This is a genomic window from Thermosynechococcus sp. (assembly GCF_046299635.1).
In the GTDB taxonomy this organism is placed as follows: Bacteria; Cyanobacteriota; Cyanobacteriia; order Thermosynechococcales; family Thermosynechococcaceae; genus Thermosynechococcus.
Map to the genome: position 1 here is coordinate 1 of NZ_JBKBHV010000016.1, position 12,438 is coordinate 12,438.

The following is a 12,438-nucleotide window of genomic DNA, read 5'->3' on the forward strand; positions in this document are numbered from 1 at the left end:
GCAACAAGCTGAAATTGAGTAATTCCTCCCGCTGGTCGTCTGCCGCTTCACCAGCACTGCGGCACTTTTCAGGTAGGGCGTAAACTCGTAGGAATAGTGCAGAACTGGTAACGTCCCTACTGTTGATTTTTTCGATACATTTCTCAGGCTCAACAGAACCTCTACCAGTGCTGATGCCCCCATCACCATGAGCAAACCACTGCCAAGGCGTTGCGCCCAAATCAAAGGCACATACTGCTGTATCCACACTCCTAGTGCGATGGCCAAAAAGGTACTACCACCTGAAAGCGCGGCAATCAGGGCATTACCCAGCCAACTCATGCGATAGCGGCGCAGACCATAGCTAACAGCCACGCTAAAGTTATCCATGTTGGTGGCAAAGCCAAAGAGTAGGGCAGCGATCGCAACTGGGAGCATTATTTTATCTTAAGAAACCCCTTAAGAATTTACCCTGAGCATAAGCTATTTCTGAAGGCAAAGGTACTTCCCAACTTGGATATTCGCGGGGAGCGATCGCAAATTTTCTAGGTATGTGAACCTGAGCGCTTTTCCCACTGAGATTGCTCAATCTAAGCTCGGCCAGTACTTTTGGGACGACGAGCTATGGCTCTAGGGACAATTGCTCCGCCCCGGCGCAGGCACACACAACTCCCACTCAGCATTGAAGGGTTCGTAGCCCAGTGCCACCCCAGCGCGTTCTGCTTGATAGCGCACCTCCTCAAAGCACTCAAAGCCATCGGGGCGCACCGCAATAATAATGTACTCGCGATCGCTCTGACGACGGAGGTTGGCCAATAAAATGGCCAGCGTGGAGGTGGGCTTGTCGAGGTCTGCTTTGGGCACCAGCACCTGTTGAGGATGGAGGATGGCTCCCTCGCGACGACACTCTAGATAGCGGGGGGTGCGCCCCTCATTTTGGGCATTTTCCCGTGCCAAAATTTGCACATTGGTGCGTTCTCGCCCAAGGCTACTGGCACTAATCACTACAACAAGCAGGATCAGCGTGCCAATGGTACAGGCCAAGATTGAGAGGAAGGGAAATAAGTCCAGTTGTAAATGGTGGGATTGACGCCGCCGCACAGCCTGACGCCTTACATGATTTTGGGCACACGGAAAAAATCATCCTCGCGATCTGGAGCGATCGCCAGCAAGTCCTCCCGATTCGGCCACGGTTCCAACACATCGGGACGGGTCACATTACTGACTTCAATCGCACGGGTCGTCGGCAGAATATCCGTGACATCCAGTTCACTCAATTGGTTCACATAATCAAGGATGCTATCGAGTTGCTGTGTCAGCGCTTCAATCTCGCTTTCATCAACAGCTAGACGAGCCAAGTGAGCCACCTTGCGCACATCCTCTGGGGTAATGACTTTTGTTGCCATGGGCGATCCCTTAGAAGTAAACATCCATACTGGAGCGACCTGTGGTCTTCAGCCAGTTTTGCGCCTCGATATAGTTATTGGGCGCCAGCTGAATTGCCCGTTTCCAGTAGTCTGCGGCGCGATCAAAGAGTTGTTCAGCCTCCTCTGAGCGCTGCTGCTCCTCCGCCTGTGTCCCCAAGTAGTGGTAGATCACCGCGATATTATTAAGGGCTTGGGGCATGCGGGGATTGAGTTCAAGGGCTTGGTGATAATATTCCAGCGCCTTCTCATGATCGCCATTGCTGGCGTGGATCAGGCCAATGTTATAGAGAATGTAGCTGCGATCGTTGGGGTCTTCTTCCAGTTCTAGGGCTGCTTGGTAGTTTTCCAAGGCCTCAGCGTATTCCCCATCTGCTTGGGCAGACATGCCATCACGATAATAAGCAAAGGCGGTTTTTGACTGCGAACTGGTGGGCAAGACTTTGAGAATCAGGTCGGCCATGACCGTAAAGGTTTTGTCAATAAAATTGTCGTTCCGTTGCGATCGCGGCATAGAGCTTCCTTGAACGGTCTCTAGCTTAGTGTATCAAAAGCACCACCAGCGATCGCACTTCTCGCCAATGCCTAAGATTTGTAGCGTTCCGCCAACAAGCCCCTAACCCAGACCTAAGATCGTCATACAGCCTTTTTCTAGAATATGGGGTACACAAAAAGGAGATGCTCCTGTGCTACAGCAGTTTTGACTGTTTTCAGCGTGTGCCATCCCTTGTGAAAAGGGCTGTAGTGGCCATCCGTGCCGTGATGCTCACCAGATGTTGGGAGTTTAAAATTTATGATTGAGAATATTCTATTGGCAGACTCTGGAACTGGACAATCCGAACAAATGCTCAAGTCGCTGATGGAGTTGCCAGCGATTCAACGGGCTGCCGTCACCGTTTTGCACGTGATTCCACCAAAAATTACTGCCGAGGAGATGGCCGAACAACGTCAAGCGGGTGCCAAACTCCTAGCGGAAGCCGTTGCCCGCCTGCACCTTGATCCTGTCATTAGCGTCAACACCATGCTTCGGGAGGGGGATCCCAAAGATACGGTGTTGCAGGTAGCCGATGAAATCAATTCTGACCTGATCATCATGGGATCACGAGGACTCAAGCGCCTGCAATCTATTCTGGAGAACTCCGTCAGCCAGTACGTCTTTCAACTGTCTTCTCGACCCATGTTGCTGGTGCGCGATGACCTCTTTGTGAAGAAAATCAACCGCATTATGGTGGCGCTCAATAATTCTGCCGCAGCCAAAGCCTCTTTGGATTTAGCGGTGCGCCTCATCGAGGGGGTCAAAGGCGGCAAACTCATTCTTGCCCATGTGAATCCAGACCTCAAAGGACATGCCGATACCCCCAGCACTGCTGCCGAAAAAGATCCAATTCTGGCACAAGCTGCAACGGTGGCCAAACAGCGGGGTGTGGAATACCAGTGTGTCCTGACCACCGGCAAACCCGGTGAGGAAATTTGCCGCATTGCTGCCGATACCAATGCCGATCTCCTTGTTCTTGGCTCTCCGGATCGACGTCCGTCGATCGCCCGCAGTTTGCCCGACTTAGATCGCCTCTTGGGCACTTCCCTTTCTGACTATGTGCGGGTCTATGCCGAGTGTCCTGTGCTCTTTGTGCGACAATCGGAGGCGTAGTCAGATCTGGCGGCGGTGACCTTTCTCGATAATTTGCGCTGGCAGGGCGATCGCCAGTGGCGACAATTGAGTGAAGCCCTTGAGTACACCTTTTTGCAACTCTTTCGCCGGCAAATGGAGCCGTTTTGGGAAGACTCCCCCTCCTTAGAGGCATGGCTACGCTGGGTCTTTCAAGGGGTCTTGCTCGTTGGCCTTGGATTCGCCCTGTATTTCCTAGGACGCAGCCTGTGGCGATGGTGGCAAGAGCGATCGCTTTCCCCCTCAGCAACACTCGTTTCTACCCTTGAGGAGCGTCCCAAACCCGTGCGGGAGTGGCTGGAACTCGCCCAAAACCTACAATTGGCGGGGGATTACCGAGGAGCCTGCCGTGCCCTTTATATGGCCTTGCTCTATCGGTTGCAGGAGGCGGGCTGGCTACGAATACAAGCCCATTGGACTAATGGCGACTACCTGCGGGAATTGGAGCGACTCTTTCAACTGGGAGAGCGATCGCCAGCCGTACGGCGGAGTATCCAGCACCTCTTTCAAGTTCACAGTCGCAGTTACTATGGTGCCGAGGCGGTGGATGCCCAAACCCTAGCCACCTGTCAAGCTGCCTATTTTGAAGTGGAACCCTTCCTGCAAGAGACCCGGCAATGATCGCAATCAACCGTCGGCAGTGGTTTTTCCTCGGCTTCGCTGTCCTTGTGTTGTTGGTGGTCGGCCTCCTGATTCTGGCGGTGGCACCGAGTAGCCGCGCTGGCTCCTCCTTTGATTCCTCCCCTTGGGGCACGCAGAAATTCTATACCTACCTAGAGCAGCAGGGGTTTCGGGTGGAGCGCTGGCAGCGGAACTATAGCAACCTCAAGGGCCAAGGACACATCTTTATTCAAATCAGTGGTCGTCCCATCGGTTGGCCACCGCCTCTTGTGGAGTGGCTGGCTCAGGACAATACACTGGTGCGCTTCTACTGGCACGGTGAACCCACAGCAGCTCCCTTTGAGGCACGGCTCTCAACGCCCCAAGGTAATGTGTTGATTGAAACGCGCCGTCGCGTCCCTTTTCCGCAGGGCGATCGCTCCCTCCTCAAGGATGATCACGGCTTGATTGTCTATCTCAGGCAGGCAAAGAGTCCGCATAGCCATGAACAGCATGTCCTTGGGGTCTATCCTTGGTTGGTGGCCAATGCCTATAGCGGCGAAACGGGTTTTGCCAACTTTGCCATTGTGGCTCAGCTCTTGCAGGAGGTGGCCGAACCGGGGGCAACGATTTACTTTGATGAATGGCTCCACGGCTACCGCCAACGCACCCCAGAGGACCTAGCAAGTGGTATCGTACCTCAGACCCTCTTCGATTACTTCAGTCGTACCCCTTGGTTGGCTGTAGGGTTACAGTTCGTCCTCTTGTTCCTCTTCCTGCTATGGCAACAAAACCAACGTTTTGGTTCACTCTTTTTAGAAAAAGAACCCGTCTCAAGTGACAGTGCCGTCTACATTGCAGCCCTCGCAAGCGTTCTTCAGCGGGCGCAGCAGCGGCAGTTTGTCCTAGAACAGCTGCAAGATCGCCTCCGCTATGATTTAGCCAGTCCACTCGGCCTTGCTGCCAATCGTCACCATCTTCCTAAGGATGTAGAACTCATTCAAGCGTGGCAGACGGCAACGGGGCGATCGCCTGACTCCCTGCAAGACCTCCTCAGTATTCCCCACAGCATTGATGATGCTCAGCTACTCAAATGGCTAGAGCAGGCCGCTAATGTCCTACAGGCTCTGAAAACAGCTACCTGATTGCCCTAAGTAAGAATTCACAGTCTAGCCCTTCGGCTTTGTCTTCACGCACACTGGCCCATAGACAAGGGCTTGGCACGCCAAGCGATAATTTTCTGGCTTACGGCGGAGCTTGCGCTCTTCCACTGGCGTGCAGGGCGAAAGGTGTTCCATGCCCTCGACAATCTCAACAATACACGTGCCACACTGGCCATAGCCCCCACAATTAAAGAGCTTGCCCTTGAGGGTATAAAGGTCAACCCCCGCTTCCATTGCTTTTAAGCGCAGATTCGCGCCGTTGGCAGCAATAATTTCTTTGTTTTCGTTAACAAACTTAATATTTGTGGCCACAAATTCAGCTTTGCTTGCCATAGGAACCTACGCTAGTTACCATTCTTAATACATTCTCATTTTGGCAGAAAAACTGCCCAACCGTAGCTGAAGTTACGGGTAAATTGGCCGTTAAACTCTTAGTAGGGAAGCGGTTGTTACCGTGATCCGGCTGCTTAATAAAATTTGTTCATGCAAACGCTAAATTTTTGTATAGGAGGAGCGTAGTCAATGGGACTACCCTGGTACCGAGTCCACACTGTCCTGATCAATGATCCAGGGCGGTTGATTGCGGCCCACCTGATGCACACGGCATTGGTCGCCGGTTGGGCAGGGTCGATGGCTCTTTATGAGCTAGCTATTTTTGATCCCAGTGATCCAGTTCTCAACCCAATGTGGCGGCAGGGAATGTTTGTGTTGCCCTTCATGGCACGGTTGGGGGTCACAGGGTCTTGGAGCGGTTGGAGTATTACAGGCGAAACGGGAATTGACCCCGGCTTTTGGAGCTTTGAAGGGGTTGCCCTTGCCCACATTGTGCTCTCGGGTCTGTTGTTCTTGGCGGCCTGCTGGCACTGGGTCTATTGGGATCTCGAACTCTTCCGCGATCCTCGCACCGGTGAGCCGGCACTCGACTTGCCGAAAATGTTTGGCATTCACCTATTCCTTGCCGGTTTGCTTTGCTTTGGCTTTGGTGCTTTTCACCTGACGGGTCTCTTTGGCCCTGGGATGTGGGTCTCTGACCCCTATGGCTTGACGGGCAGTGTTCAGCCTGTGGCACCCGAATGGGGACCCGATGGCTTTAACCCCTATAACCCCGGTGGTGTGGTGGCTCACCATATCGCCGCAGGCATTGTCGGTATTATTGCCGGCCTATTTCACCTCTTGGTGCGTCCGCCCCAACGCCTTTACAAAGCGCTGCGCATGGGGAACATTGAAACCGTACTCTCCAGCAGCATTGCTGCCGTCTTCTTTGCCGCCTTTGTTGTTGCCGGCACGATGTGGTATGGCAGTGCCACCACGCCCATTGAACTCTTTGGGCCAACTCGCTATCAGTGGGACAGTGGCTACTTCCAACAGGAAATTAACCGCCGCGTGCAGGCCTCTCTTGCCAGTGGTGCCACCCTTGAAGAGGCTTGGTCGGCGATTCCAGAAAAACTGGCCTTCTACGATTACATTGGCAATAACCCCGCTAAAGGTGGTTTGTTCCGTACCGGCCCGATGAACAAAGGGGATGGAATTGCCCAAGCTTGGAAAGGCCATGCCGTCTTCCGCAACAAGGAGGGTGAAGAACTCTTTGTCCGTCGGATGCCTGCCTTTTTTGAGAGCTTCCCTGTGGTTCTCACCGACAAAAATGGTGTCGTCAAGGCCGATATTCCTTTCCGTCGTGCGGAGTCGAAGTATAGCTTTGAGCAACAGGGGGTTACCGTCAGCTTCTACGGTGGTGAATTGAATGGCCAAACCTTCACCGATCCGCCCACCGTCAAGAGCTATGCCCGTAAAGCCATCTTCGGTGAGATCTTTGAATTCGATAAAGAAACCCTCAACTCCGACGGCATCTTCCGCACCAGTCCCCGTGGCTGGTTTACCTTTGCCCATGCGGTGTTTGCCTTGCTCTTCTTCTTTGGCCACATTTGGCATGGTGCCCGTACCCTGTTTCGCGATGTCTTCTCTGGGATTGATCCCGAACTGTCGCCGGAGCAAGTGGAATGGGGCTACTACCAAAAGGTGGGCGATGTCACCACTCGTCGCAAAGAAGCTGTCTAGTCATTCCTAGGGGCCTACTATGGAAACCATCACCTACGTTTTCATCTTTGCTTGCATTATTGCGCTGTTCTTCTTTGCCATCTTCTTCCGTGAGCCTCCTCGGATCACTAAGAAGTAGCCTCTAACCCATCACAAATCGGTCTTTAATACTCACCGATCGCTCCTGCGGTCGGTTTTTTTGATTTTTATTTGATGTTCAGAGGGATGCTACCTGCCGATTCCTGAATCTTTCGCTCTCGAAGCCACGGTTTCTGGTACAGTCTTTATGGCATGGTGGGACGGCCAAGCTTGTTGTCTGTCAATCGCTAAGGAGAAAGCTCTGAGTACGCGAGTCATTATTGTCCGCCACGGTGAAAGCACGTTTAATGTTCAAGAGCGGGTGCAAGGTCACAGTGATGCCTCTTCCCTCACGGAGCGCGGTCATTGGATGGCAGCCCAAGTGGGTCTTGCCCTGCGGGGCATTCCCATCCGCAAGATTTACACCAGTCCCCTGAAACGGGCACAGGAAACTGCAGAGGGTATCTATGCTCAGCTCCAAAACCCTGAACTCCAGCCACCCCATTCCCTTGATTTACTTAAAGAGATTGCCCTGCCGGCTTGGGAAGATCTACCCTTTGCCGAAGTAAAGGCACGGTTCCCAGAGGACTATCGCCGTTGGCAGGAAGCGCCAGAGACCTTGATGATGAGCATTACGACAGAGAATGGCCAAACCAAGGAGTTTTTCCCGTTATTGGATCTCTACGATCGCGCCGCCATGGTCTTGGAAGCACTGCTGGCAGCCCACGACAATGAAACGATTGTTATTGTGGGTCACAGTGGCATGAATCGTGCCCTGATTTGCACCGCTCTCGGCTTGGGGGTCAAGGGCTATCTGCGACTGCAACAGGCCAATGGCGGCATCAGTGTCTTAAATTTCGGCAATGGCCTGCGGCAACCGGCCCAACTGCAAGCCCTCAATCTTACAAGTCATCTCAATGATCCCTTTCCGCAGCCTCGCTTCAAGGAGCAAGCCCTACGTATCTTTCTGGTGCGCCACGGTGAAACCGACTGGAACCGCGAGGGACGCTTCCAAGGGCAGATTGATGTCCCCCTCAATGAGAATGGCCGTGCCCAAGCGGCGGCGGTGGCCGAATTCCTTAAGGAGGTGCCCCTCCACCATGCCTTGAGTAGTCCTCTGTTGCGTCCCAAGGAGACCGCTTTGGCGATTTTGCAGTATCACCCCGGCGTTGAACTGGCGTTGGAGCCTGCCCTTGTGGAGATTAGCCACGGCGATTGGGAGGGCAAGTTTGAAGCGGAGGTGGAGGCGGCCTATCCGGGGGAACTGCAACGCTGGCGGACAACCCCTGCCGTCGTGCAAATGCCCAATGGCGAAAACCTACCACAGGTGCGCGATCGCGTGGTTCAGGCGTGGGAACGGTGGCTGAAACGCTGGACCACCAATGCACCCACCCCCCACCATGTCTTGGTTGTGGCTCACGATGCCACCAATAAGGTGTTGCTCTGCCACATCGTCGGCTTGGGCATTGAAAACTTCTGGCTCTTTAAGCAGGGGAATGGCAGTGTCACGGTGATTGACTATCCCCTCAAGGGAGGTCTGCCGCGATTACAGGCCGTGAATATCACCACCCATTTAGGGGGCATATTGGATCGAACGGCAGCAGGAGCCTTGTAGGCCATGGTGTGGCGACTGTTGCAACAGGTGCGGCTGCTGGATCCCGTCAACCGCCAAGATCAACACGTGGATGTGCTGCTGGAGGATGATCAACTGGTGGCGATCGCCCCCGCGGCCGTGCCCCCTGACGCGGAAATCATCCCAGCCACCGATTGGGTTTTGGCACCGCCCTTGGTGGATCTCTACAGCCACAGTGGTCAGCCGGGGTATGAGGCGCGAGAAACCCTCGACAGCCTTTTGGCCGCCGCTGCTGCCGGGGGGGTGCAGCATTTAACCCTATTGCCGACCACCGAACCGGTGATGGATAATCCGGCAGTCTGGCAAGCGCTACGGCAACAGGTGCCGGCCACCGCTTGGACAAAGGTACGGGTATGGGGCGCCCTGACGCAGGGGGGCAAGGGGCTGGCGCTCACCGATTTGGGGGAACTGGCCGCCGCTGGCGTAGTCGGCTTCTGTGAGAACCGGGGATTGACCCATTGGCCTTTGCTACAGCGGGCGCTGACCTATCTCCAGCCCTTCGGCAAGCCGGTGGCGCTGTGGCCTTTTGATCCGGCCTTGGCGGCGAATGGGGTAGCGCGGCAAAGTGGAGTCGCCACGCGTTTAGGGCTGGTGGAGCAACCGGTCTGCTGTGAAACCATTCCCCTCTTGGCGATTTTGGAATTGGCCCGCACGGTCTCAACCCCGATTCACCTCATGCGATTATCAACCGCTCGCAGTGTGGAGATTCTCACTAACGAGAAGCCCCCTCACGTCAGTGCCAGTGTGGCATGGCTGCACTTACTTTTTACAGTGGAGGATTTAACCGATTACGATCCCAATTTGCGCCTTGAGCCGCCTCTGGGAACGGCCGAGGATCGCCAAGCACTCATCGCAGGCATCAAACGTGGGGTCATTGAGGCGATCGCCATTGACCATACGCCCCTGCTTTACGAAGAAAAAATGGTTTCCTTTGCCGAGGCCCTCCCCGGCGCCATTGGCCTTGAATTGGCCCTCCCTGCCCTCTGGCAGGAACTGGTTGCCAAGGAATACCTGAGTGCCCTTGAGCTTTGGCATGCCCTCAGTACGGCGCCGGCGCGGATTTTGGGCATTGAGCCACCCCGCCTAGAGCTCAACAGTCGCAACTTCGTTCTATTTGATCCGACGGTCACTTGGACGGTGACCCACCAAAGCCTGCGATCGCGCGCCGGCAATACCCCCTTTTGGCAGCAATCTCTACGGGGTCAACTGGTGCCCTTTTCCCCCAGCATCCACTCTGGTCGCACCCACTGATCAAACTCCTCGGCCGTAAGGTACCCCAATTCCACCGCCGCTTCCTTAAGGGTCTTACCTTCGCGGTAGGCCTTTTGGGCGACTGCCGCTGCCTTGTCGTAGCCGATATGGGAATTCAAGGCCGTCACCAACATGAGGGATTGCTCTAGGTAAGCCTGAATTTGCTTGCGATTGGGTTCAATGCCCACCAGACAAAACTGGGTAAAGGTTCGCCCCGCATCGCTCAGAAGCTCAATGGAGTGCAGCACATTGTGAATGATCAAGGGCTTAAAAACATTCAGTTCAAAGTTCCCTTGACTACCGGCAATGCCCACTGCCGCATCGTTGCCCATCACCTGCACACACACCATGGTCAGGGCTTCACATTGGGTGGGGTTCACCTTGCCCGGCATGATGGATGACCCCGGTTCGTTGGCCGGCAGAATCAGCTCGCCGATGCCGCAACGGGGGCCTGAGGCCAACCAGCGAATATCGTTGGCCATTTTCATCATGGCCGCCGCCAAGGTTTTCAGGGCACCGCTGAGCATCACCAAGGGATCATGGGCGGCCAAGGCGGCAAAGGGATTTTCTGCCCTGCGGAAGGGATACCCCGTCATTTGCGCCACCTCCGCAGCCACGCGATCGCCAAAGCCCGGCGGCGCATTCAGACCCGTCCCGACGGCGGTACCACCGATGGCAAGAGGATAGAGATGCTCTAATACGTACTCAATATGGGCTTGACAGGCGGCAATTTGACTGGCGTAACCTGAGAATTCCTGGCCCAGGGTGAGAGGTACTGCATCCATAAGGTGGGTGCGCCCGATTTTAATAATGTCCGCAAAGGCTGTCACTTTTTCCTCCAATACTGCCCGTAGATGCCGCAGCATCGGCAGCAGTCGCTCCTGAAGCTGAATCACCGTGGCAATATGCATCGCCGAGGGGAACGTGTCATTGGAGGACTGGCTACAGTTCACATGATCATTGGGGTGAATCGGCGTTTTGCTCCCCTTGACTCCTCCTGCCAGTTCAATGGCACGGTTGGCAATCACCTCGTTGACGTTCATGTTGGTTTGGGTACCGCTGCCCGTCTGCCAGATGGAGAGGGGAAACTGATCATCCCAACGTCCCTCAATGACCTCGGTGGCAGCTTGAATAATCCAGGCTGCCTTATCGGGAGCCAAAACCCCCAGATCCCAGTTGGCGATCGCAGCTGCTTTCTTCAGCCGTGCCATGGCATGGATCACCTCAAGGGGCATCCGCAGGCCACCAATGGAAAAATATTTTAGGGAACGTGCCGTTTGTGCCCCCCAATAGCAGTCTGCCGGTACCTCAACGGCGCCAAGGGAATCGTATTCTAGGCGAGTTTGCGTCGTCATTCAAAATCAATCAAACTAAAAAACCAGTCGAACTAAGGCGTGGGGCGCTGTATGCTGCGATGTTCCGAATAATATCCTAGAAGTATTTGGGGACATTAAATGACATTAAACGTCCGACTGGGGTTGCCATATTGAAGCAAAAAATGGGGCGGAGCGCAAAACCCTTCATGCTGTAGGGCGATCGCCACAAGACAAAACGCGCGCAGCAGGGCTGAGTGTTTTTTTTTCAGATGACCCTAGCAGTTTTAATTTTGGCGGATGTGATCCGTCGCTTTATAGCAGATAGGACGCCAGCGGCCGATTGGATGATGGCGATCGCGCTCCTTGAACTGGTGGTCAATGGCTACTGCCTTTATCTGATTGCCAAACATCGGCCAGGGGAAGTCCCTCTGCACGCGAGTTGGATTTTTACCCAAAATGACGTGATTGCCGATGTCAGTGTGATGATCGCCGGGGGTTGGTTGTCCTCTTTCAGTCCCCTTATCCTGACTTGATTGTGGGATTTGGCATCGCCGGCCTTGTGCTCTGGGGAGGGATTCGCATTGTGCGGGATGCCAAGCAAGTCGTGAGGAGCAGCCCTGTAGAATAAGTAGGGTTACTTTTGGGGAAGTCTCCTGTGAGCGCACCGGCGATCGCCATCATTGACTACGATATGGGCAACCTGCATTCCGTTAGTAAAGCCCTTGAGGTGGTGGGGGCAAAGCCCCTGGTGAGCGATCGCCCCGATGACATTGTTACCGCTGATGCCGTGGTTCTTCCCGGGGTCGGTGCCTTTGACCCGGCCATGACCCATCTCCACCGGCGAGGACTGGTGCCCGTCATTCACCAAGTGATTCAGCAGGGGATGCCTTTCCTAGGGATTTGCCTTGGCCTTCAAGTACTCTTTGAATCAAGTGAAGAAGGAAAAGAACCCGGTCTTGGTCTCTTTGCCGGCACAGTCAAGCGCTTTCACGCCGAACCCGGCCTCACGATTCCCCACATGGGCTGGAATCAACTCACCCTAACGCAATCTGACTGTCCCCTCTGGCAAGATTTACCACCCACCCCTTGGGTGTATTTTGTCCACTCCTACTTTGTTGTCTCCGATGATCCAGAGCTAGTGGCCGCCACTGTGTGCCATGGTCGGCAAACCGTCACAGGGGCGATCGCTTGTAAGAATGTCTTTGCCTGTCAATTTCACCCCGAAAAGTCCGGCAAGGTTGGTCTGCAAGTGCTGCGTAACTTTGTGAATTTCGTCCGGCGGCCATCCCCTTAG

General features: G+C 54.5%; 14 protein-coding genes and 1 pseudogene. 9 read left to right on the forward strand and 6 right to left on the reverse strand.

Annotated features, from left to right (window positions below):
• The 4 genes and pseudogenes from ACK4IR_RS07800 to ACK4IR_RS07815 all read right to left on the reverse strand — a co-directional run.
• A pseudogene (locus ACK4IR_RS07800) lies at positions 1 to 417 on the reverse strand (hypothetical protein); the annotation flags it as partial.
• 192 nt (positions 418 to 609) lie between these two features.
• Positions 610 to 1,080 carry a hypothetical protein gene (locus tag ACK4IR_RS07805; RefSeq protein WP_409873820.1) on the reverse strand — a complete coding sequence of 157 codons (471 nt, stop codon included), beginning with the start codon at positions 1,078 to 1,080 and terminating at the stop codon, positions 610 to 612.
• An 11-nt stretch (positions 1,081 to 1,091) separates the two neighbouring features.
• Positions 1,092 to 1,385 (reverse strand): Asp-tRNA(Asn)/Glu-tRNA(Gln) amidotransferase subunit GatC, encoded by a 294-nt coding sequence (gene gatC / locus ACK4IR_RS07810; protein ID WP_409873821.1) that lies wholly within the window; start codon positions 1,383 to 1,385, stop codon positions 1,092 to 1,094.
• Positions 1,386 to 1,395: 10 nt separating this feature from the next.
• Complete coding sequence (locus ACK4IR_RS07815; RefSeq protein WP_149819824.1) at positions 1,396 to 1,917, reverse strand: photosystem I assembly protein Ycf3; 522 nt, start codon at positions 1,915 to 1,917, stop codon at positions 1,396 to 1,398.
• A gap of 279 nt (positions 1,918 to 2,196) precedes the next feature.
• On the opposite strand from ACK4IR_RS07815, the gene ACK4IR_RS07820 reads away from it, so the two are divergent.
• From ACK4IR_RS07820 to ACK4IR_RS07830, 3 genes are read left to right on the forward strand one after another with little or no spacing between them, the layout of a single operon-like run.
• Complete coding sequence (locus ACK4IR_RS07820; protein WP_409873822.1) at positions 2,197 to 3,051, forward strand: universal stress protein; 855 nt, start codon at positions 2,197 to 2,199, stop codon at positions 3,049 to 3,051.
• A gap of 15 nt (positions 3,052 to 3,066) precedes the next feature.
• Positions 3,067 to 3,690 carry a DUF4129 domain-containing protein gene (locus tag ACK4IR_RS07825; RefSeq protein ID WP_409873823.1) on the forward strand — a complete coding sequence of 208 codons (624 nt, stop codon included), beginning with the start codon at positions 3,067 to 3,069 and terminating at the stop codon, positions 3,688 to 3,690.
• The gene (locus ACK4IR_RS07830) at positions 3,687 to 4,814 is read left to right on the forward strand and encodes a DUF4350 domain-containing protein (protein ID WP_409873824.1); all 1,128 of its coding nucleotides are present in this window, start codon (positions 3,687 to 3,689) and stop codon (positions 4,812 to 4,814) included. Before ACK4IR_RS07825 ends, ACK4IR_RS07830 begins: the two co-directional genes overlap by 4 nt.
• A gap of 24 nt (positions 4,815 to 4,838) precedes the next feature.
• Here ACK4IR_RS07830 and ACK4IR_RS07835 read toward each other — a convergent pair whose 3' ends face one another.
• Positions 4,839 to 5,165 (reverse strand): 2Fe-2S iron-sulfur cluster-binding protein, encoded by a 327-nt coding sequence (locus ACK4IR_RS07835; protein ID WP_409873825.1) that lies wholly within the window; start codon positions 5,163 to 5,165, stop codon positions 4,839 to 4,841.
• 189 nt (positions 5,166 to 5,354) lie between these two features.
• Between ACK4IR_RS07835 and psbB the strand changes: the two genes are divergently transcribed.
• The 4 genes from psbB (at position 5,355) to ACK4IR_RS07855 (ending at position 9,828) form a co-directional block, all read left to right on the forward strand.
• Positions 5,355 to 6,887 carry a photosystem II chlorophyll-binding protein CP47 gene (gene psbB, locus ACK4IR_RS07840; protein ID WP_409873826.1) on the forward strand — a complete coding sequence of 511 codons (1,533 nt, stop codon included), beginning with the start codon at positions 5,355 to 5,357 and terminating at the stop codon, positions 6,885 to 6,887.
• 19 nt (positions 6,888 to 6,906) lie between these two features.
• The gene (locus ACK4IR_RS07845) at positions 6,907 to 7,005 is read left to right on the forward strand and encodes a photosystem II reaction center protein T (protein ID WP_011057371.1); all 99 of its coding nucleotides are present in this window, start codon (positions 6,907 to 6,909) and stop codon (positions 7,003 to 7,005) included.
• 147 nt (positions 7,006 to 7,152) lie between these two features.
• Positions 7,153 to 8,559 carry a histidine phosphatase family protein gene (locus ACK4IR_RS07850; RefSeq protein ID WP_409873827.1) on the forward strand — a complete coding sequence of 469 codons (1,407 nt, stop codon included), beginning with the start codon at positions 7,153 to 7,155 and terminating at the stop codon, positions 8,557 to 8,559.
• A gap of 3 nt (positions 8,560 to 8,562) precedes the next feature.
• Positions 8,563 to 9,828, forward strand: coding sequence for a dihydroorotase (locus ACK4IR_RS07855; protein WP_409873828.1), 1,266 nt, complete (start codon positions 8,563 to 8,565; stop codon positions 9,826 to 9,828).
• Here ACK4IR_RS07855 and fumC read toward each other — a convergent pair.
• Positions 9,780 to 11,183 (reverse strand): class II fumarate hydratase, encoded by a 1,404-nt coding sequence (gene fumC / locus ACK4IR_RS07860; RefSeq protein WP_409873829.1) that lies wholly within the window; start codon positions 11,181 to 11,183, stop codon positions 9,780 to 9,782. The two genes, ACK4IR_RS07855 and fumC, sit on opposite strands and share 49 nt — an antisense overlap.
• A gap of 215 nt (positions 11,184 to 11,398) precedes the next feature.
• On the opposite strand from fumC, the gene ACK4IR_RS07865 reads away from it, so the two are divergent.
• Positions 11,399 to 11,677, forward strand: coding sequence for a cation transporter (locus tag ACK4IR_RS07865; RefSeq protein WP_409873830.1), 279 nt, complete (start codon positions 11,399 to 11,401; stop codon positions 11,675 to 11,677).
• A gap of 122 nt (positions 11,678 to 11,799) precedes the next feature.
• Positions 11,800 to 12,438 carry an imidazole glycerol phosphate synthase subunit HisH gene (gene hisH / locus ACK4IR_RS07870; protein ID WP_409873831.1) on the forward strand — a complete coding sequence of 213 codons (639 nt, stop codon included), beginning with the start codon at positions 11,800 to 11,802 and terminating at the stop codon, positions 12,436 to 12,438.

Coding starts and splice junctions, on each gene's coding strand:
- gatC (WP_409873821.1), bottom strand. CDS start 1,385: ATGGCAACAAAAGTCATTACCCCAGAGGATGTGCGCAAGGTGGCTCAC.
- ACK4IR_RS07815 (WP_149819824.1), bottom strand. CDS start 1,917: ATGCCGCGATCGCAACGGAACGACAATTTTATTGACAAAACCTTTACG.
- ACK4IR_RS07820 (WP_409873822.1), top strand. CDS start 2,197: ATGATTGAGAATATTCTATTGGCAGACTCTGGAACTGGACAATCCGAA.
- ACK4IR_RS07830 (WP_409873824.1), top strand. CDS start 3,687: ATGATCGCAATCAACCGTCGGCAGTGGTTTTTCCTCGGCTTCGCTGTC.
- ACK4IR_RS07835 (WP_409873825.1), bottom strand. CDS start 5,165: ATGGCAAGCAAAGCTGAATTTGTGGCCACAAATATTAAGTTTGTTAAC.
- psbB (WP_409873826.1), top strand. CDS start 5,355: ATGGGACTACCCTGGTACCGAGTCCACACTGTCCTGATCAATGATCCA.
- ACK4IR_RS07845 (WP_011057371.1), top strand. CDS start 6,907: ATGGAAACCATCACCTACGTTTTCATCTTTGCTTGCATTATTGCGCTG.
- ACK4IR_RS07850 (WP_409873827.1), top strand. CDS start 7,153: ATGGCATGGTGGGACGGCCAAGCTTGTTGTCTGTCAATCGCTAAGGAG.
- ACK4IR_RS07855 (WP_409873828.1), top strand. CDS start 8,563: ATGGTGTGGCGACTGTTGCAACAGGTGCGGCTGCTGGATCCCGTCAAC.
- fumC (WP_409873829.1), bottom strand. CDS start 11,183: ATGACGACGCAAACTCGCCTAGAATACGATTCCCTTGGCGCCGTTGAG.